Annotated in this window: 12 protein-coding genes and 1 pseudogene; 6 read left to right on the top strand and 7 right to left on the bottom strand. The window is 59.5% G+C overall.

All coding sequences use genetic code 11. From position 1 onward, the window contains the following. Window positions 1-4 precede the first annotated feature (4 nt). The 7 genes and pseudogenes from ACZCWR_RS14995 to ACZCWR_RS14965 form a co-directional block, all read right to left on the bottom strand. Complete coding sequence (locus tag ACZCWR_RS14995; protein WP_487301511.1) at window positions 5-343, bottom strand: hypothetical protein; 339 nt, start codon at window positions 341-343, stop codon at window positions 5-7. 7 nt (window positions 344-350) lie between these two features. Further along, entirely contained in the window at window positions 351-1244 is an 894-nt protein-coding gene (locus ACZCWR_RS14990; RefSeq protein ID WP_487301510.1) for a hypothetical protein, read from the bottom strand. A gap of 4 nt (window positions 1245-1248) precedes the next feature. Beyond that, window positions 1249-3000: a DUF2345 domain-containing protein gene (locus ACZCWR_RS14985; protein WP_487301509.1), complete on the bottom strand. Its 1752-nt coding sequence runs from the start codon at window positions 2998-3000 to the stop codon at window positions 1249-1251. A 1396-nt stretch (window positions 3001-4396) separates the two neighbouring features. Beyond that, window positions 4397-6517, bottom strand: a pseudogene (locus ACZCWR_RS14980) (type VI secretion system Vgr family protein); the annotation flags it as partial. Beyond that, on the bottom strand, window positions 6514-6636 hold the full coding sequence (locus tag ACZCWR_RS14975) for a hypothetical protein (protein WP_487301508.1): 123 nt from the start codon (window positions 6634-6636) through the stop codon (window positions 6514-6516). The pseudogene ACZCWR_RS14980 and the gene ACZCWR_RS14975, both read right to left, overlap by 4 nt. A gap of 303 nt (window positions 6637-6939) precedes the next feature. Continuing rightward, window positions 6940-7392: a GDP-mannose mannosyl hydrolase gene (locus ACZCWR_RS14970; RefSeq protein WP_487301507.1), complete on the bottom strand. Its 453-nt coding sequence runs from the start codon at window positions 7390-7392 to the stop codon at window positions 6940-6942. Between the two features lie 203 nt (window positions 7393-7595). After that, window positions 7596-9782: a hypothetical protein gene (locus ACZCWR_RS14965; protein ID WP_487301506.1), complete on the bottom strand. Its 2187-nt coding sequence runs from the start codon at window positions 9780-9782 to the stop codon at window positions 7596-7598. Window positions 9783-11031: 1249 nt separating this feature from the next. Here ACZCWR_RS14965 and ACZCWR_RS14960 point away from each other — a divergent pair. The 6 genes from ACZCWR_RS14960 (at window position 11032) to gmd (ending at window position 19945) form a co-directional block, all read left to right on the top strand. Further along, a complete protein-coding gene (locus ACZCWR_RS14960; protein ID WP_487301505.1) occupies window positions 11032-12039 on the top strand; it encodes a GlxA family transcriptional regulator in 1008 nt (335 codons plus the stop codon). A 163-nt stretch (window positions 12040-12202) separates the two neighbouring features. Next, window positions 12203-13708, top strand: a complete 1506-nt coding sequence (locus ACZCWR_RS14955) for a mannose-1-phosphate guanylyltransferase/mannose-6-phosphate isomerase (RefSeq protein WP_487301504.1) — start codon at window positions 12203-12205, stop codon at window positions 13706-13708. A 149-nt stretch (window positions 13709-13857) separates the two neighbouring features. Continuing rightward, a complete protein-coding gene (locus ACZCWR_RS14950; protein ID WP_487301503.1) occupies window positions 13858-15237 on the top strand; it encodes an undecaprenyl-phosphate glucose phosphotransferase in 1380 nt (459 codons plus the stop codon). 51 nt (window positions 15238-15288) lie between these two features. Continuing rightward, window positions 15289-16443 carry a polysaccharide biosynthesis/export family protein gene (locus tag ACZCWR_RS14945; RefSeq protein WP_487303340.1) on the top strand — a complete coding sequence of 385 codons (1155 nt, stop codon included), beginning with the start codon at window positions 15289-15291 and terminating at the stop codon, window positions 16441-16443. A gap of 80 nt (window positions 16444-16523) precedes the next feature. Then, a complete protein-coding gene (locus ACZCWR_RS14940; protein ID WP_487301502.1) occupies window positions 16524-18749 on the top strand; it encodes a polysaccharide biosynthesis tyrosine autokinase in 2226 nt (741 codons plus the stop codon). Between the two features lie 77 nt (window positions 18750-18826). Next, on the top strand, window positions 18827-19945 hold the full coding sequence (gene gmd / locus ACZCWR_RS14935; RefSeq protein ID WP_487301501.1) for a GDP-mannose 4,6-dehydratase: 1119 nt from the start codon (window positions 18827-18829) through the stop codon (window positions 19943-19945). Window position 19946: the final 1 nt, after the last annotated feature.

The following is a 19946-nucleotide window of genomic DNA, read 5'->3' as shown; positions in this document are numbered from 1 at the left end:
CGTCTTAGGCTCCGTTACCGGCGGGGCGGTATCGCTCGCGACCGTTATGGGCGAGTGCATACTGGCGGCTGCACTGATTACCAACCAGGCCATCCGGTACGTGATCGTTGCTCCAGTAATCTCCCGCGATTTCACCGCAGAAGAAGGCGTCATTTTCCCAAGGGCGCGCTTGGTAGCCTTCACCAAGGCCTGCCAGCATGTCGTCAATGTCAATTGAGGTTCCTCCCGCTCCAACGTCTTTGAGAATTTCTTTCGCCTGCTTATAGGCGCGGTTGTATTCATCAGCGAGCGCCGAAGCATCCGGCGCGAAAGGCGAACGCGACGCAAATGCGTCGCGCCGCATTTGCGATTTAAGTCATGTGGTATTGAAGTCTGCGCAGTGGCACCATGCGTTCACCCGCCAGCTCGTCCTGATGCTCGGAACATAGCCAGAAATATCGGGCATTTACGGCATATACGCGGCTTTCGCGGTACGTTTTCGCAGAATTGCGTGCTGTGGGAAACTGACCGCCGAACTTCATCAGTTCGACGTCAAGTATGCCGTTCGGCCCCCATGCTTCCCAAAAACCTGTTTCTGGGCAGGTCATGCCTGTGCAAAGGTTCATGTAGCCGTATTTCTGGCGCTTGGCGTCGTTACGCTGCCGAAGTTCTTCGGGCGTAAGGTAAGAGCGCACTATCTCAAGTGAACGAAAATCGGTGGTGTTTTCGAACGTCGATCGCTCGGGCTTATCAGGTGCGCGCTGATATTCTAGATTGACGTACACATCAAACGGTGAGTCGTCCGGCAAGGGAAGGCGTAGATTAAGGCCAACTATGTTCGGGAAATCTGTCGGAAAAATAGGCAAATTAAAATAGTTCAAAACCTCTTTCCTAACTCCGTCTATCAATTCCCCTTTCTGTACGCGATGTAGGCCGAGATCTTGTTCAAGCATCTCACGCGGAATATTGCCTGTAATCCAGGCTTCTAAGTCCAATGAGAATCGCCTTGATATGTCATGCTTTTGAAGATCCCACTGCGTTTCTATCCGGAACGCGGCACCAAAGCCATCAAAGCCGTAGATATACGATTGCTTATCGCCCGGAAGAAGCGGAGTTTTCTTTCCTAGCTCATCCTGCACTTCGCCGATACTCATAGTTCCAGCGACCCACTTCAAGCCGATATTTGTTACGCGGAAAATCTGTTGACGCTGCTTTTCGGTCAGATCGCGTTGTGCGGGCCAGCCGATTCTGGAATTATCGATCATCGTCTTAGGCTCCTTTACCGGCGGGGCGGTATCGCTCGCGGCCGTTATGGGCGAGTGCATACTGGCGACTGCACTGATTACCAACCAAGCCATCCGGCGCATGGTCATTGCTCCAATATTCCGCCGCGATTTCACCACAGAAGAAGGCGTCATTTTCCCAAGGGCGCGCTTGGTAACCCTCACCAAGGTTTGCCACCATGTCGTCAATATCAATTGAGGTTCCTCCCGCTCCAACGTCTTTAAGAATTTCTTTCGCTTGCTTATAGGCGCGGTTATATTCATCGGTGAGCGCCGAAGCATCCGGCGCGAAAGGCGGATACCACGAGTCGCCGACGGAGCTATTTCGCTGCCTCCATACGCTTAGGTTCCATACGTACATTCCGGCTGCCATTTGCTTTATGCCTGCAAGACTTAGATTGTCGTGAGGGATGGGCTGCTGTGCGGCTATCGCCGCAACCTTGGCTCCATCTTCTTTTCCTGTGAACACGGCTGGCCAAGCCGCAATGTTGGGAGTGTCGGGGAACATCGCAGTCATCTGCTGTGCCACGGCACAAATCCAAAAATATTGCTGGCAGTGACGCGTTTCGTGAAAAATCGTATCGACAAAATCTCGTAAATTCGACGTGACAAAAGTCTCACGTTGCGCCTGCTCTTGAAGTTCACAGGGTTGAAAAAGAACACCCAATGCTTCCGTATTAATAGAAAGTTTCCACTTTTGGCCATTAAATGTTCCTTTTGCGTTACCCTCCAAGGCAAAGTTTGTTACGTTCACGAATGGAACCGCGTTGACAGGAATCGCGAAAGCACCTGAACTCAAAGAGGTAAGCGCTTTTTCAACTATCGGAGAAATGAAATCAGCAAGAATCTTGATGTTTGAGTCACTCAGCGGAAACCGCTCAACCTCAACCTCCGGTCGCCCCTTACCAAAATAGTTTTCACCCCATTTCACTTTCTCAATCAGCACATCTGCGAGATCGATTGCAAATTGCCGCGCCACCGGGAACGCCAGTCGTTTCGGGTTTTCGCTGTCCTTCACGCTATAGCGCATCCCCCAGTTATACGGCTGGCAAATCGCATAGTAAATGCCATGGCCTGACGATTCAGGCGAAACGTCATTAACTTGAAGCTCACGATTATCTTTGCGAGCGATGATTTCCACACCATCACGCTGCGCTTCGATGCGAATCTTCCCCGCTGCCGCCGTCAGCGCGATGCCCGCCTTCTGCACAAACAGCGCGAAGGTATTCGCGACGCTGGCAAACATCGAACGTGCCGCCGCGATGCTGACATTGCGCCCGCTCGTGACCGCGAGGTCTTCGCCGCTCGCAACATGCGTGCTGCCGGCCGTGGTGCTTCGAATCCCCACCGGACTCGACAGCGTCAGATGCGGCTTGGTGTATTCGGGGAAGGTGAACGTGCGCCCCGGCTGAAGCCCGCGCAAATGCCCCTTGCCGTGTGCGCGCAATCCTTCGCAGCGCACCGCCTGAAGCATCACGCGCGCGAAGAGCTGGCCTTCCTCGTGGGCATTGTTGCTCGCATGCGGGCCGTCATACGAATCCGGTTGCGCGAACTCAGCGGGCGCATAGATTTCGATGCGCTCGTTCGCCGTGCCTTGCGGGTCCTCGTATTCCTCACGCAGCGGCGCATTGGCGCGGCGCAAGCGCGGGCGCATGTAGTCGTGATCGTTGACGGTCGCCTTGCCTGCGGTGGCGGTATTCCCAATAGTTTCCAGCTTGTTCGCCGCAGTAAAAAGCATCGTCTTCCCAAGGCCGCCCTTTATAGCCGTCATTCGTGCGTTCATACACCATGTTGTCAACATCAATCTGCGTCCCTCCTGCTCCGACCTTACACAATAGCTTTGTGGCTTGTTCAAGTGCCGCCTGATACTCTTCCGACAATTCTGCATCGGTTGTCACGAGAGGAGCAGCAAAGTATTTTGTTGTTGCAGACTCGTTATATCGTTTCCAATTACCTAAAGTCCAGACATACATCCCGACCGCCATTGATTTGAGGCCAGCGAGCGCGAGCGTATCGCCTGGAATTGAATATTGTCTGGTTAGTTCGACCACCTCTTTAGCCTTTATTGCATTGCCTGACACAAGAGCGTTCGGCCACATTGCAATTTTTGGCGTTTTTGGAAAATCTGCAGTTTGCTGCTGCACCATTGCAAATATCCAAAAATATTGTTGACAATTGCGAGTCTCGTGATAGATCGTATCCACAAAGTCTTTCAATGCTTTTCGCGCACGCGCCTCACGCATCGACGCTTCTTCCTTTTTGAAGTCTTGGAATAACGGCGCGAATGTGGCTGTGTTTATTGATAGCGCCCATGTTCCGCCAACGAACACTCCTTGTGCGCCCTCAACTAGCGCGTCATTCGTGACGATGACGTCAGGCATCGCACTAATTGGAAGGGCAAACGGGCCTGAATTGTTTGAGGTCAGCGCCATCGACAATACTTGCTGGATTCGTTTGGCTAGTTCTTTAAGTACGTTGTTGTCCAATTGAATCTGTTGGAACATCTTTTTCTCACCGGACGGCATGGAAGCCTCTTTACCACTCCAGATCGGCGTAATAGTCAGCGTCGGCGTGCCTTTGCCAAAGTAGTTATCTCCCCACTGAATTTGCTCGATCAATAACTCGCCCATATCAAGCGCAAATTGCCGTACAACCGGAAAATCGAGACGCTTCGGGTCTTTCTTATCCTTCGTGCTATATCGCATTCCCCAGTTATATGGTTGGCACAACGCGACGCTCCATTCGAATCCCGGTTGATCCGCTTCATTGCGCTGAAGGTCGCGGCCATTGACCGTGCTGCCGTCTCGCTTCTTTTGAGTGACGACGACTGGCGTTTGTGCTCGATTAACTGACTGCGTCAGCATGACCGGAAGAATGGCGACCGGGTTCTCCGTGCCGTCATCGTGCAAAATTTCCACCGTCGCCGGCTGCACTGATTCGGCAAGTACAAGCGCCATCTCTCCCGCGTCGTTGGTACGACCTTTGATGACCTGTCCGTCCTCCAGCGTGATGCGATACGGCTGATCCGCGATCAGCAAACCCGAACGGTTATCGACCAGCACGAAAGACTCGGCAATCTTCGCGCTCGAGACGTCCGCGAGCGGGAGCTTGAGCGGCGTCTCTTGAGGATCGTCCGTCGCGTGACTTGCCGCATGAATCAAAAACTCGCCGAGGGTGAAGCCGCGCAGGCCTTGCGAACCAATCTCGAGCACCGAGCCGCCTCCATGCAGGCGAATGCCTTTGGCCGCGGTCAGATTGATCCAGCCATCCGTGCTGACGAGTTCGGTATCTTTGCGAGCGATGATTTCCACACCATCACGCTGCGCTTCGATCCGAATCTTGCCCGCTGCCGCCGTCAGCGCGATGCCCGCCTTCTGCACAAACAGCGCGAAGGTATTCGCGACGCTGGCAAACATCGAACGTGCCGCCGCGATGCTGACATTGCGCCCGCTCGTGACCGCAAGGTCTTCGCCGCTCGCAACATGCGTGCTGCCGGCCGTGGTGCTTTGAATCCCCACCGGACTCGACAGCGTGAGATGCGGCTTGGTGTATTCGGGGAAGGTGGCCAACTGCGCCTGCATCTTCCCGAACGTGTCATCCAAAAAGCAGTGATTCGACGCCTGGCTATTGCCTAAACTCTGGCTTCGCTGGCCGCTGACGGCGGCATTGTGCGGCAAATCCAAGGGTGTCCGGTTGTACTTATCAACCACGAAACCGGAGATGTACGGCCGATCAGGATCGCCATGAACGTGCGAGACGATGACCATCTGCCCGGCGCGTGCGGGCGTGACCACGCCCATCTCATTGCCCTGCCATTGCGACGCGAGCCGCACCCAGATCGATGTCGAGCCGTCGAACTTCGCCTCTCGATCCCAATCGTATTGAATCAGCGCCCGGTTCTTATCGTCGATCCACCACTCATAGTTTCCGCCCTTGCTGTCTTTGGGCGTGACGATGACCGCATACTCATTGCCGACATGCGGACGTGGCGTGACTTGCGGCAAGCGATAAAACTCCGTGGCGGGCTGAAGTTCGAACGCCGTGTGCACGCTGTAATGACGCCACGAACCAGACGAGGTGCCGACTTCCGTCAGTTCGAGTTCGCAAGACAGAACGATATATTCACGGTTCGCCGCCTCTTGCGGATAGTTCGCGAGCATGAAAGTGCGCCCCGGCTGAAGCCCGCGCAAATACCCCTTGCCGTGCGCGCGCAATCCTTCGCAGCGCACCGCCTGAAGCATCACGCGCGCGAAGAGCTGGCCTTCCTCGTGGGCATTGTTGCTCGCATGCGGGCCGTCATACGAATCCGGTTGCGCGAACTCAGCGGGCGCATAGATTTCGATGCGCTCGTTGGCCGTGCCTTGCGGGTCCTCGTATTCCTCACGCAGCGGCGCATTGGCCAGTCGCAAGCGCGGGCGCATGTAGTCGTGATCGTTGACGGTCGCCTTGCCTGCGGTGGCGGTATAGGTCACCGACAATTCGTTGATGTGCTCCTCGTCGATACGCCCGTCCGTGTGATACCGCAACGTTTCATAGGCGATGCCGTGATCGTGAAAGCCGCCCAACGTGTCGGAGATAACGAGCGTGTGTCCGTGATCGTTGTGCTCGAACCAGAAGCACAGCCCCCATTCCTCCATGAGCCGCAGGGCGAAACTCCAGTCGGTTTCCCACGCCTGCCGGATGAAGTCGCGCGGCGGATACGCCCGCATGCCGCTCCACGGTCCCGCGATGCGCCAGTCGAGCATGGTGCGATCGCGCAGCAGTTCTTCGAGGATGTCGGTCACCGAGCCCTTGAAGATGCGCGAGTTCCGGTTACGTGTCGCCCACCACACGGACGGCCGCAGCACGAACTCATAGACCGCCGCGCGATCCTCCGCGCAAATGATCCGGGCCGTTGCGATATTCCCGGCGATGTAGCGCGTATCGGCACCGATGTTCGCGCGTCCCGTATCGCCTTTCTGCGCGGCGCGAAACGTGCCGATGCCGTCGATTTGAAGCGAGACAATCCCGTGCGTCCCAACGATACGCTGTAAATCGACTTGCGCCGCGTCGCTCACGTTGACTAGAACATCGGGATGCTCGACCTCGGCGAGAACCGTATATTCGAACAGTTCGCCCACTGCCTCCCGTCCGCGAATGCTGCGCACGGTCAGCAAGGGCTCGCTGTGCTGCTTACGGTCCGGTCCTCGATAAATGGTCTCTGGCAGCGCGGGACAATCGAAGGTGATGGTTCGTGTCTGAATCTTCCACGTCATGCGAACCTCACGCGCCGATCAACGAGATGCGCGAGTTCTGCCGCGGCCTCGATGATCGTGCCGCCGTGGTCCGTACTGTCGCCGAAGCGTGCGACCTCGCGACCCACTCCGTCTCTCATGATTCGACTTCCTTATCGTTTGTTGTGTTGAAAACGAGCAGGAGGGTACGACGTGAGATTGTTGCCCGGCACGAGCGAGACAAAATGTGACTTCGTACTATTTATGAGGCAGGCACCGGGAAAGCATTCGCTGTCTGAGGGCAGTTGTGAGCTTATGTAGACGAAGCAGCACCGGTTCCCTGACTTATGTCAGTGAATGACGAAGCCGTTACACGCAAACAAGAAAGCCGCCCGAGTGGACGGCTAGAGATTGATCAGACGTAGCGCCTTCTGCCAGAGATAAGGAGAGGACAGCCTCGAAGCCTACCGAAAATAAGCCTTCGTATTCTCATGCACATCATCCCGCGCGAGCAGATCATCGGGCAGCAGCCATTCATACCCGCTGTGCTGATCGAAGCGTCCGATGGGCACCGTGCCGTTGAGCGTCATCGCGTAGGCGAGCACGACGTAATGCGTGCCAAAGCCCTCGACGCCCGCGAAGTTGTCCTCATAGCGATGCTCATACACGCCAAAAAACCGCGACGACGAGCGTTCAACACTTGCCACGCCTAATTCATTATTCACGATGCGCTTGAACGCGGCATCGAGCGATTCGTCCTTGTCGATGCGTCCGCCCGGCACGAACCACGTGCCCTGCGCCGGACGGTTGCGGCGGCGTCCGACCAGCACGCGCCGGTTGCCGTCCGTCACGATCAGATCGATCGATACGAGCGGCGTGAGCCTGACCACCGTCTTGAAATCCGACTCGCTCAGCATCGATACTCCGTTTATTTGTTCGTTTCGTGTGGATGTCGCTCCCTCGTTTGCTTTCGGCGGCGTGGTCTTCGTCAGCCAAAAGCAGGGTTCAGCGCGTGCTCAGTGTAGCGCGCGTGTTATCGGTAAAGGCGCGCGCCACACTGGCGAAAAACGCCGAAAGGCCGTTCGCGCAGGCCACCCTGTAAGGATGGCTGAAGAAGGCCTTATTGACCGGCATATCCGGCGGGTTTCGTCACGTTCGCGCGCAGCGTTTCGACGTTGTCGGAGACGACATAGACGGGCGCTTCGGTCAGCACGAGCGGCACATGTCCGTCCTCATACGGAACGGTCTTCGCGTTGCCCATCATGTCGAAGACGGTCACGGAGCCGGACTTGCCCGGCGCATCGACGGCGAGATTGTATTGAACCGCGTGCGCGGGATCGAAACCCTTCGCGCCCGGCCACACGGCGTTGTCGTGCGTCCAGAGCGCGGTGACTGCACGACCACCGTTCAAGCGTTGATACGCATACGCATAAACACCTTTCGGCGTGTCGTTGAGGTAACCCATCGTCGTGGTGCCGTCGATCAGGCGCGTCATCGCGGCAACGGCCATCGCGGCGGGCTTCGGGCTGATCGCGTTCTGGCCGAAGCCGCCTTGCGCGTTGGCGAGATCGAAGAACACGCCATAGCCCACTTCGCCGGGGAAATCGGCGGAGTAGAACACGAAGCTCACGTCCGCACCTTCGCCCAGCAGAATCAGATGCGCGCGCGCCACCACCGCGCCTTGCGCATACAGCACGTTCCAGTTCGGTGTGTTCGGCCCGTATTTGGTGCCGATGTCGTAGCTCACGCCCGTTTCGGTGACGAACAGCTTCGCGCCCGGCTTCACGACATCGCTCATGGTGCGGCGAAGTTCGCGCATGGCGCCGGGCATCGACTTGAAGGAGGTCGCGGAATCGGCGTCGAAGCGTTCGGGCGGATGCGAGGGCGACGTGCCGACATCGTAATAACCGTGTGCGCTCACGCCATCCAGATACTTGCCGATGCCCAGCGGCGCGAGCCGTTTGAGCCACGTCGCGTTCGAGGCGAGATTCGACAGCGTGAGGCCCATCACGACGCCGTTCGGATCGCCCGCGTGGATGCCTTCCGAGGTGGCCTTGTACATCGCGACGAGGTTCGCGTCCGTGTCCTTCCACGGCAGGCCGCCTTCGTAGTCCGGCTCCCACGTCACCTGATAGAAGTTGCGCGTCTGCTGCGGGAAATATTTCTTGCGCACCGTGTTCGATTCCTCGCCCACGCGCTTCATATAGTCGCGGTACGTATCGAGCGAGACGGGCGCGTAGCTGTGCGTCGTCTTGTGCGTCGGGCTGGCCCACGCGGGAATACCGTCGAGCTGGATCAGCCGAAGCAAATCGCCGGGCTTGAAGTACGGCGCGAGCCGGTCCGCCGACGCGTTGAACAGGTTCGGGCCTTTCTCCTCGGTCACGTACCAGTTGCGGTTGTCGTTGACCCAGGTGAGGCCGAGATCTTTGTAGAGCGGACGATAACCGTCGCCATCGCAGCAGGCCGCGCCCGGTTTCAGATACGCCGCGCCCTGTCCGCCGAAGCGATGTTCATCCGGATGCGCGAACGTCACGGCCGGCAGCGCCTTCGACACATCCGGCAACACCCCGAACGTGGCGATGCCATTGGGCCGCGTGCCGCGCGCAGGCAACGCGCTTTTCTCCGACGCCAACGATGCGCTCACCGCGAAATAACCCGCCGCGCCCGACGTGCACGCGAGCGTGACCGTGCCGGGTTTCGCCGCGACGGCGAAGCGGCCGCTCGCCTTCACGTTGTTCCATGCATCGCGAATCTGCCAGTCGACCTGATCGGCGGCCTTCGCGCGCGTCGTGATGGCGATGCGCACGGGCGCGTTCAGCGCAAACATGCGCGTGCCGTCGCTGCCGGGCGTGTCGGCTTCGATGGCGTCGCCGATTTCGGTGGCGGCTTCCGGCGATGTCGGCGCCTTGCATTGCAAAGGCGGCGTATCGGTGGGACTGGGCGCGGAAGTCGTCACGCTGGCGGCGCGTTTCGTCGCGTTCTGGACGACCGTGCCCTTCGGCGCGGCGTACCAGCAATTTTTTTCCTCGCCGGGCGCGGGGTCGTCAAAGGCGCTGTTGTCGCAGGCCGCCTTCGCGGTGAAGGTCTTGACCGCGTGCTTCGCGGCCGTGCCGTACATGACCGGCTTCGTGCCGTCGAACGTGCAGGTGCCGCGCTCGCTGGCGCAGGGAATCCACGCACCGCCGTCGATGGAAACGGCGTTGGCGGCGGCTGCATCGCCGCGTTCGTCGGAGATGGCCTTGTCGCAGGCCGAGAGCGCGAGAAAGGCGGCGAGGGCAGCGCAGAAAGAGGTCGGAAATCGGTTCATCGTCTTTTTTCTCGAAAGCCCGAATGTTGGCGATGCAAACACAAGCAGACGCATGCTACGCAGATGAAACGTTTCTGCCACGCGCCGACGGCAAGCAACCACCATGAGGGCTCGCGCCGGGCGCTACCGTGCGCATCCGCACGTGTGGCGGTCGTTCGTCCGATCAATGCCGGAGGCAGGCGTTACGCGGCAGACGACGCATTCGGAGCATGCGGCGGCACATCGACGTCCGACGCATATCACCGGTGAAACAACCAGCGTCGCCCGGCGATATCGCAAATCGGGCCGAAGATGCCGCAACGTTGCCCGAATCGGAACAACTTTCCGCATCGAATTTCTACGTGCAACGATGGCGCGCTTTGACGAAGAAACGGCGGATCGACGCGAGAAAACGAGTGGCAATCCGCAGAGTATTACAGAACCTTTCAATTTGTGATTTCAGCTTCGTAATAAGCTCCGCGCCGCCGCAAATGACTAAGACTTGGCGGAAGAATCCGCCGCCGAACGCTTGACCAGACGGTGCTTCGCGCGCGATTCGGCATTGCGCAGCGCAGCAGAACATTTCTTGCCACGCGGGTCTGAAAAAGCCTTTCGTTTAAAATAAAAATGAGCGTTTTAAAATCGCCGGGATTAACTCGGCTATCTCAAAAGAAAATGCGATGAATATAAAGAGTCTATGAATGGCATTTTTAATTTATGCCGATAAACACGCAATGGACAAAGCTTGTTCATCCTGAACATAAACCCAAAATTGCCGATTCTTCTGAAACATGACGCAAGCGGATGCCCCTTTCATGTTTCATCCGTGTAACAGTTTATATCGTCTGACCGAGTATGCTAAATTCGCTGTGAGCCGCTCCGGGCCGTGCGTTGCGGGGAAGTGTCAACCCCCATGACGGATACATCCGGTACGCGCATCGACGTTTGCTACTCAAAGCGGCTTAAGTTTGTATGACAAATCCGGGATTTGTTTCCTTCTGGATGAGCGGTAATGGTCGAATCAAATCTGGGGAGGGATTTCAATGTGCGGTCAGCCTCACAGCACGACAGATTTTGTGTCTAAAAAGCGAAAATCCATCCCACAAAAAAGTTTGTCTGCTTATTATTCATCCCAGCGGATCGATTCCGCCATCCGCTCGTTCCAATCGGTCACTGACAACCCGGCGAAGTTCGGGAATGTCCTTGATGCGCTGCAATGGCCGAGTCGATTCCACGCAACTCCTGGAAACAAAAGCTGCAGAGGATGACCATGCCTTATGCCACTCTAGAACCCGCCGTAATGGGCTGGATGCCGCCTTCGCCCCGACCCGCTCAGGCCGAGGTGAAACGCATCGCGATTTTGCTGTTCGACGGTTTCTCGCTCCTGGGCGCGGGGATCGTCGCGGAAGTCTTCCACATGGCGAACGAACTGTCGTCGGCGAAGAGCAAGACCGATTGCACGTATGACGTGCGCTTCCTCTCTGTCGAAGGCGGCAACGTCGCGTGTTCGTCGTCGGTGCGGGTGTGGACCGACGGACTGGACGCACGCCACTACGGCGGCTTCGACGCATTGTTCGTCGCGGGCGGCCGGGGCGCGGACGAAGCGGCGAAAGACGATCGCATCATCGAATGGGTGCGTCGCGTGAATTCGAAGACCACGGTCGTGAAGTCGATCTCCGAAGGCCGCAAGGTGCTGGAAGCCGCGGGCATCGGCATGGGTCAGACGCACGACGGACAGGCGCGCTACGGCACCGCCATGATCCATCTGGTGCGCGACGAACAAGCTGCCGATGGCGGCGACCGCTACGAATCGATGAAGGGCGCGCTGTTGATCGTCAAGCGCGACCTCGGACTGGAAGTGTCGCGCAACGTCGCCGAACGGCTGATGCCCGGTTCCGCCGCGAAGATGGTTTCGATCCTCGGCGACAGCGGTGCGGCGTCCGCAGGCGACAAGATCCGCGCGGCCGCACGTTGGTTGCAGGACAACTGCGAGCGTCCGATCTCCGTGGTCGATGCCGCGCAAGTGGCCGCCATGAGCGAACGCAATTTCCTGCGCCGCTTCAAGATCGAAATGGGCATCACGCCCTCGGATTACCTGTTGCAGGCACGCCTCGCCGTGACGTGCGCGTTGCTCACCGACTCCGAATTGCCGGTGGACAAGATCGCGCGCCGCAGCGGCATGGGCAACGGCGACCGGCTCGCCAAGATTTTCCGCAAGCGTCTGTCGATTTCGCCGACGGAATACCGCATGCAGAGCCGGCGCGAGGCGACCGTCTGAAGCACGCGCTTCACGACGCGCCAGCGGCGTCTTTTGCGGGACGCCGAACATTGATGGCGTAAAGCATCGAACAAATGGCCGAACCATCGCGTTCGGTGAATCAATCATTCTCGAGCGGCAAGACCAGCCTAATCGAAGAACAGTGAGAGCACGGAGTCCTGATATGACGAATGAAGCACGCACGGGTGAGATGACGGTGAGTTCGGAGAATGTCGCGGCGGCCTGCCGGCGCATCGTTCCCGTCATTCTCGCGGGCGGTTCGGGCACGCGCTTGTGGCCGATGTCGCGCGAACAGTTTCCGAAGCAGTTGATCGGCATCGTGGGCCGCGATTCGTTGTTGCAAGCCACCGTCGGACGCATGAAAGGCTTCACGGGCGACTTCAAGGTCGCGGCCGAGCCGATCATCGTGTGCGGCGAGGAACATCGCTTCACGACGGAAGAACAGACCCGCGAGTCGGGCGTGAACGCACGCATCATCGTCGAACCGGCGCGGCGCGACACGGCCCCGGCGTTGACGCTGGCAGCACTCGCCGCATGCAAGGACGGTCAGGACGCGATCATGGTTGCGATGCCCGCCGACCATTCGATCTCCGACATCCCGGCGCTGCATCGCGCGATTTCGATCGCCGCCGAATACGCAGAGCGCGGCGCGATCGCCACGTTGGGCATTCCGCCGACGCGCCCCGACACCGGCTTCGGCTATATCCGCATCGGCGGCGCGTTGAACGATGGCGCGCACAGCATCGACCGCTTCGTGGAAAAGCCCGCCGCCGAACTCGCCGCGCAATACGTGGCCGCCGGAACGTACTGGTGGAACAGCGGCATCTTCGTCGTGCGCGCAAGCGTGTGGCTGGCCGCGCTCCAGAAGCTCAACGGCGACATGCACGCGGCCTGCTGCGCGGCATCGGGCGAAGGCAAGGACGACGGCAAGTTCTTCCGTCCTGAAGCCAAGGCTTTCGGCAGCGCGCCTTCGGATTCGATCGATTACGCGGTGATGGAACATATCGGCACCGCCAGCACGCCGTGCGAAGGCGTGGTGGTGCCGCTCGTCGCCGGCTGGTCCGACCTCGGTTCGTGGGACGCCGTGTGGGACGCGATGGACAAGGACGAATCCGGCAACGTCGCGAGCGGCCGCGTGGTGTTCGAAGGCGCGACCTCCAGCTACGCACGCTCGGAAGGCGGACGTCTGGTGGCCTGCGTGGGTACGACCAATATCATCGTGGTCGAGACGGATGACGCGGTGCTGGTGGCGGACCGTTCGCGCGTGCAGGACATCAAGGGACTCGTTGCACGTATTCGCGAGCAGCAAGCGCCGGAAGCGAACATTCACCGCAAGGTGCGCCGTCCGTGGGGCTTTTACGACTCCATCGAACATGGCGAGCGGTTCCAGGTGAAGCGCATCGTGGTGTCGCCGGGTTCGAAGCTGTCCTTGCAGATGCATCACCATCGCGCCGAACACTGGATCGTGGTGTGCGGCACGGCCATGGTCACGCGCGGCGAAGAAACGTTCCTGCTCTCGGAAAACGAATCGACCTACATTCCGCTGGGCGTCACGCACCGGCTGGAAAATCCGGGCAAGGTGCCGCTCGAAATCATCGAGGTGCAGTCGGGCAGCTATCTCGGCGAGGACGACATCGTGCGTTTCGACGATACCTACGGCCGCAACTGAGCACCGGCAACATCAAGCAATACCAAGCATCGCCAAGCAAGACAAGACTTCCCTGCGTCACGGCTTCAAACGACATTAAAGACCGGTTGAGCGAGGAGGGACAAGCGTCAGGCAGCAAACGTGGAATCGAATGCATTCGGGGGGATGACATGCGCGAATTCGAAGGACTACTGGCACGGCTGTTCGACGTCGTGATGATCGTCGGCGGAGCGGCCCTGGCGTCGCAAATCAGGTTCGAGTACATCGAGGCACACACCTATTCGGTGGCGTTCGTCGCGTTCGCGGCGGCGTTCTCGCTTGCGCTCTTTCCGGGCTTCGGCGTCTACCAGTCGTGGCGTGGCCGCAGCAAGTTGCAACTGACTTGCCAGGTGTCGCTCGGCTGGCTGGTGGTGCAGGGCTGCGCGCTCGCGCTGATGTTCTCCCTGCATCGCCTGGATTATGTTTCGCGTCTGTGGTTCGCCTACTGGACGGCGATGTCGGGCGGCATGATGATCGCGGGGCGCCTCGTCACGCATGCGGTGCTCGCGCACATGCGCCATGCCGGCATGAACGTGCATCAGGTGGCGGTGGTGGGCTGCGGCAAGCATTGCGATTCCGTCGTGCGCAAGATCGACCGCGCGACGAACTCGGGCTTTCGCGCCGTGGCCGCCTACAACGCAACGCCGGATGAAACCCGCCTGAACACGCGCGTTCCCGTATTCGACGACCACGATGCGTTCGTCAACTACGTGCGCACGCAGAACGTGCATGAAGTATGGCTGGCGCTGCCGCTCTCGGAAGAGCGCACCATCCTGCGCTTCGTGAACGAATTCCGCGACGACTTAGTCAACGTGCGTTTCATGCCCGACGTGCGCAGCCTCGCCCTGTTCGAAAGCGGCGTGACGGATCTGCTCGGCGAACCCGCCATCAATCTCGTCGCCTCGCCGCTCTCTGCGAGCGCCATGCTGCAAAAAGAATTGTTCGACCGCACCTTCGCGCTGTTCGCGATCCTCGCGGTGTCGCCGTTGCTGATCGCCTGCGCGCTCGCCGTCAAGCTGAGCTCGCGCGGTCCGGTGTTCTTCACCCAACGCCGCAAGGGCGCGGATGGCCGCGTCTTCAAGATCTATAAGTTCCGTTCGATGCGCATGCACACGGAACAGGCCGGAGTGCTTCGCCAGGCCACGCGCAACGACCCGCGCGTGACCCGAGTCGGAGCGTTCCTGCGCCGCACCAGCCTCGATGAGCTGCCGCAGTTCTTCAACGTTCTGCGCGGTGACATGTCGGTCGTGGGCCCGCGTCCACACGCGCTCGAACATGACGATCTTTATCAAAAGGTCGTATCGGGGTACATCCATCGTTACCGGATCAAGCCGGGTATCACCGGCTGGGCTCAGGTCAACGGATTTCGTGGTGAAACTGATCGGATTGAAAAGATGGAAGGACGCGTCGCTCACGACTTGTACTACCTCGGAAACTGGTCGTTCGGACTCGATATGAGAATCATCGCCGCAACGATCTTCAAGGGACTACGCCACACCAACGCTTATTGATTGCAGGGGACGACCATCATGCAAAACGTACAACAACCGGGCACCACATCCATGGCCGCCAATACCACTTCCTCCGGCTTCTTCCGGCTTTCGAGCCTGGCTGCGGCTGCTTCCCTGTGCGTTGTCTTCGCGGGCTGCGGTCTGGCTCCGGGCATGCACTTCGACAAGCCCGCCGCGCTCGCCGAAACGTCGAACGCCGACGGCGATGTCGCGACCGCGCAAAACATCCCGATCACGCCGATCGACCTGTCGCTCATTCGCAAGATGAAGGCGCAGCAACCGTCGGCCGGCACGGACCCGAACGCCGCGCTGTACGGCAAGCCCACGCAGTACAAGCTGGGCATTGGCGACGTGCTGCAGATCACGGTGTGGGATCACCCCGAACTCGTCGCCGCGCTCGGTCAGCCGCAGCAGCAGACGCGTACTTCGGATGCCGCTCCCGGCTTCGTGGTCGATGCCGACGGCAATATCCAGTTCCCCTACGTGACGCATCCGATTCACGCAGCGGGCAAGACCGAAGCTCAGGTTCAGCGCGAGCTGTACCAGGATTTGTCCAAGGTCTTCGTCAAGCCGCAGGTGACCGTGCGCGTGGCTTCGTTCCGCGCGGGACAGGTGTATATCGACGGCGACGTGCGCACGCCGGGTTCGCAGCAAATCAACGACATTCCGATGACGTTGGTGGAAGCCGTCGGCCGTGCGGGCGGTTTCGCACCGACCGCCGATCAAAGCCGTGTCACTCTTATTCGTGACGGCGTGACGTATCACATCAACATGGCCGGCATGACCTCGACGGGCCACAGCCCCTCCGAAATCATGCTCAAGCCGGGCGATGCACTGCGCGTCGATTCGCGCGATGAAAACGGCGTCTACGTGATGGGTGAAGTGACCAAGCCTGCCACCGTGATCCCGATGCGTAGCGGCAAGCTGACGTTGTCCGATGCGATTTCGCAAGCGGGCAGCTTCAACGCCGAGACGTCCGATCCGAAGCAACTTTACGTGATCCGCAACGGCAAGACGGACAGCCCCGAGGTTTATCACCTCGATGCACGTTCGCCGGTGGCCATGCTTCTCGCGAACGGCTTCGAGCTGCAACCGAACGACGTCGTCTACGTGGATAACAACGGCCTCGTCCGCTTCAGCCGCGTGTTGAACCTGCTGCTTCCGGCAATCAACGCGGGTCTGACGGCCGCGGTGATTACCCGTTAAGTCTGTATCCGGCGCAGCCCGACACGAATCGGGCGCGCCGGCAAACCCAAAGCTACTTAGAAAGAGCGAGCGAGAAGACCATGGCCATGAACTTCGACACACGATACTCGGACGTCTCGACCGGCGACGAGTTGCGATTATCCGACTATCTGGCGGCCGTATTCGGCAACTGGAAGCTCGTGACATTCATCACGCTCGCAGCCGTGCTGCTGGGCGCTGCCTATGCGTTCGTCGCACCGTCGACGTACAAGGCAGACGCGCTGATCCAGGTGGAAGAATCCGCCAACAACAACAACCCGCAGGCGAATGCGAACGCGGTGCAGGCCGTCTCGCAGATGTTCGATGCAAAGTCGACCACCGCCGCGCAGATCGAACTGCTGCGTTCGCGTCTGGTCGTGGACGACACGGTGCGCCGCATGCATCTGGACATCAGCGCCGCGCCGCACGCGCTGCCCTTCGTGGGCGGTCTGGTCGGCTCCGCGTTCTCGATGTTCAACGTCCCGCTGCCGGCGCAACTGTCGCGCTTCGCATGGGGCGGCGAATCCATCGACGTGCCGCTGTTCGACACGCCGAAGGACCTGTACGACAAGAAGTTCACGCTGGTCGCAGGGGAAAACGGCACCTACGCGCTGAACGACCCGGATGGCGTGGCGATCCTGACCGGCAAGGTCGGCGAAGAAGCCTCGGGCGTGACGCCGCAAGGCCCGGTCAAGCTCAAGGTGGACAAGCTGGTTGGACACCCGGGCGTGGAGTTCGACCTGACGCGCTTCTCGACGCTCACGACGATCGACAACCTTCAGCAACGTCTGACGGTCGCTGAAACGGCGTTGCAGTCGGGCATCATCGGACTGAGCCTGGAAGGTCGCAACCCGAAGGAAATCGCGGACATCGTCAATAACATCGCGAACCGTTACGTTGCTCAGGATGCCAACAAGCGTTCGGCGGAAGCGGAAAACACGCTCACTTTCCTCGATCAGCAATTGCCGCTGTTGAAGAAGCAACTCGACGACTCGGAACAGAAGTACAACACGTTCCGTAACAAGCAAGGCACGGTCGATCTCTCGGAAGAAAGCCGCCTGTTGCTGCAACGTATCGTCGATAACAAGACAAAGCTGTCGGACCTGCAAGCGCAACGTGCCGAACTGTCGCTGCGCTTCACGCCGAACCATCCGTCGGTGCAGGCACTGGACGCGCAGATCGCCGCGCTCTCCGGCCAGCAAGCCCAGATGGCGAAGAACGTCTCGACGCTGCCGGACACGGAACAAACCGCGCTGCGCTATCTGCGTGACGTGCGGGTGAACACCGAGCTGTACACGAACCTGTTGAACAGCGCGCAACAACTGCGTATCGCCAAGGCTGGTCAGATCGGCAACGTGCGTGTAGTGGACTACGCACAGACGCCGGACGATCCTGTCCGCCCGAAGAAGCTGATCGTGATCCTGATCGCGGCTGGCGTGGGCCTGGTGCTCGGCATCATCGTGGCATTCGTTCGCAAGTCGCTGTATGGCGGTGTGGAGCGTCCGGAAGAGATCGAAAAGCAACTCGGCGTGCGTGTGTTCGCCATCGTTCCGCGCAGCACGACGCAACTGCGTCTGCAACGCAAGGTCGGCGACCGTCGCGAAGGGCTGCATGTGTTGGCGGCGCAAGCACCGGAAGACGCAGCAGTGGAAGGCATTCGTGGTCTGCGCACTTCGCTGCAACTGCAAATGGCCGATGCCCGCAACAACGTCGTGATGCTGACGGGCTCGCGTCCGGAAGCCGGCAAGTCGTTCCTGTCGGTGAATTTGGCGACGCTGGTGGCATCGACCCGCAAGCGCGTTCTGCTGATCGACGGCGACATGCGCCGTGGCGACATCCACTCGCATTTCGGCGTGCGTCACTCGCCGGGTCTCTCGGATGTGCTCATGGGCGCAGACGTGATGAGCTCGATCCTGCACGATGTGTTGCCGGGCGTCGATCTGATCACCAAGGGTTCGCTGCCGTCGCATCCGTCGGAACTGCTGGCGAGCGATCGCCTGGGTGAAGTGCTCGAACAACTGAAGCAACTGTATGACCTCGTGATCGTCGATACGCCGCCTGTGCTGGCTGTCACTGACGCAACGGTCATCGGCAAGCACGCGGGCACCAGTCTGCTCGTCGTGCGCCACGGCAAGAATCAGGTGCAGGAAATCGGCGAGACGATGAAGCGCCTGCACCACGGCGGCGTGAACATGAAGGGCGTTCTGCTGACGGACGTACCGCAATCGAAGATGTTGCAGGGAAGCACGTATGCCGGTTACTACGGCTACGAGAGCATCGCAGAGTAAAACTAAGACTTACAAAAACTAATCTCTGGCGCGCCTGGCCGCGCGCCGCCTTCAGACCGAATTTATCGAGGTTTCGCATGGACCGCAAAGTCGCTTTGATCACGGGTATCACGGGGCAAGACGGGTCGTATCTTGCCGAGCTGTTGCTCAACAAGGGTTACGAAGTTCACGGCATCAAGCGCCGTAGCTCGCTCTTCAACACGGACCGTATCGACCATCTGTACCGTGATCCGCATGATCCGGATCAACGCCTGTTCCTGCATCACGGCGACCTGACGGACTCCACGAGCCTCGTGCGCATCATCCAGCGCGTGATGCCCGACGAAATCTACAACCTCGCGGCGCAATCGCACGTGGGCGTGTCGTTCGAAGAGCCGGAATACACCGCGAATGCGGACGGCCTCGGCGCACTGCGTATCCTCGAAGCAATCCGTATCCTCGGTCTGGAAAAGAAGACGCGTTTCTATCAGGCTTCGACCTCCGAACTGTATGGTCTCGTGCAAGAAATTCCGCAGCGCGAAACCACGCCGTTCTATCCGCGCAGCCCGTACGCGGTGGCCAAGCTCTACGCCTACTGGATCACGGTGAACTACCGCGAAGCGTATGGCATGTACGCGTGCAACGGCATTCTGTTCAACCACGAATCGCCGGTGCGCGGCGAGACCTTCGTCACGCGCAAGATCACGCGCGCCATCGCCCGCATGGCCGTGGGCCTTCAGGACGATCTGTACCTCGGCAACCTGTCCGCCATGCGTGACTGGGGCCATGCACGTGACTACGTCGAAATGCAATGGCTGATGCTGCAACAGGAACAGGCCGAAGACTTCGTGATCGCCACGGGCGTGCAGTACAGCGTGCGCGAATTCGTGCAGCACGCCGCCGCCGAACTCGGCGTGCACGTGCGCTTCGAAGGCGAAGGCGTGGACGAAGTGGGTATCGTCGATCGCGTCGACAACCGCGACACGAAGTTCAAGCCGGGTCAGGTGATCGTCAAGGTCGATCCGCGCTACTTCCGTCCGACCGAAGTCGAAACGCTGCTCGGCGACCCGACCAAGGCGCACGACAAGCTCGGCTGGAAGCCGGCCACGTCCTTCGAGTCGCTCGTCAAGGAAATGGTGCGCGCCGACTATCAGATCGCCCGTCGCGACGCGCTCGTGACGCTTGCCGGTTTCAAGGCTCTCGAACATCACGAGTAAA

It is taken from the genome of Caballeronia sp. A2-2 (genome assembly GCF_057612605.2).
This window is presented reverse-complemented; position numbering and strand designations above follow the sequence as displayed.

Excerpts from the sequence above, each read along its gene's own strand:
- ACZCWR_RS14995 (WP_487301511.1), bottom strand. The coding sequence starts at position 343 with ATGCGGCGCGACGCATTTGCGTCGCGTTCGCCTTTCGCGCCGGATGCT.
- ACZCWR_RS14990 (WP_487301510.1), bottom strand. The coding sequence starts at position 1,244 with ATGATCGATAATTCCAGAATCGGCTGGCCCGCACAACGCGATCTGACC.
- ACZCWR_RS14985 (WP_487301509.1), bottom strand. The coding sequence starts at position 3,000 with ATGCTTTTTACTGCGGCGAACAAGCTGGAAACTATTGGGAATACCGCC.
- ACZCWR_RS14975 (WP_487301508.1), bottom strand. The coding sequence starts at position 6,636 with ATGAGAGACGGAGTGGGTCGCGAGGTCGCACGCTTCGGCGACAGTACG.
- ACZCWR_RS14970 (WP_487301507.1), bottom strand. The coding sequence starts at position 7,392 with ATGCTGAGCGAGTCGGATTTCAAGACGGTGGTCAGGCTCACGCCGCTC.
- ACZCWR_RS14965 (WP_487301506.1), bottom strand. The coding sequence starts at position 9,782 with ATGAACCGATTTCCGACCTCTTTCTGCGCTGCCCTCGCCGCCTTTCTC.
- ACZCWR_RS14960 (WP_487301505.1), top strand. The coding sequence starts at position 11,032 with ATGCCTTATGCCACTCTAGAACCCGCCGTAATGGGCTGGATGCCGCCT.
- ACZCWR_RS14955 (WP_487301504.1), top strand. The coding sequence starts at position 12,203 with ATGACGAATGAAGCACGCACGGGTGAGATGACGGTGAGTTCGGAGAAT.
- ACZCWR_RS14950 (WP_487301503.1), top strand. The coding sequence starts at position 13,858 with ATGCGCGAATTCGAAGGACTACTGGCACGGCTGTTCGACGTCGTGATG.
- ACZCWR_RS14945 (WP_487303340.1), top strand. The coding sequence starts at position 15,289 with ATGGCCGCCAATACCACTTCCTCCGGCTTCTTCCGGCTTTCGAGCCTG.
- ACZCWR_RS14940 (WP_487301502.1), top strand. The coding sequence starts at position 16,524 with ATGGCCATGAACTTCGACACACGATACTCGGACGTCTCGACCGGCGAC.
- gmd (WP_487301501.1), top strand. The coding sequence starts at position 18,827 with ATGGACCGCAAAGTCGCTTTGATCACGGGTATCACGGGGCAAGACGGG.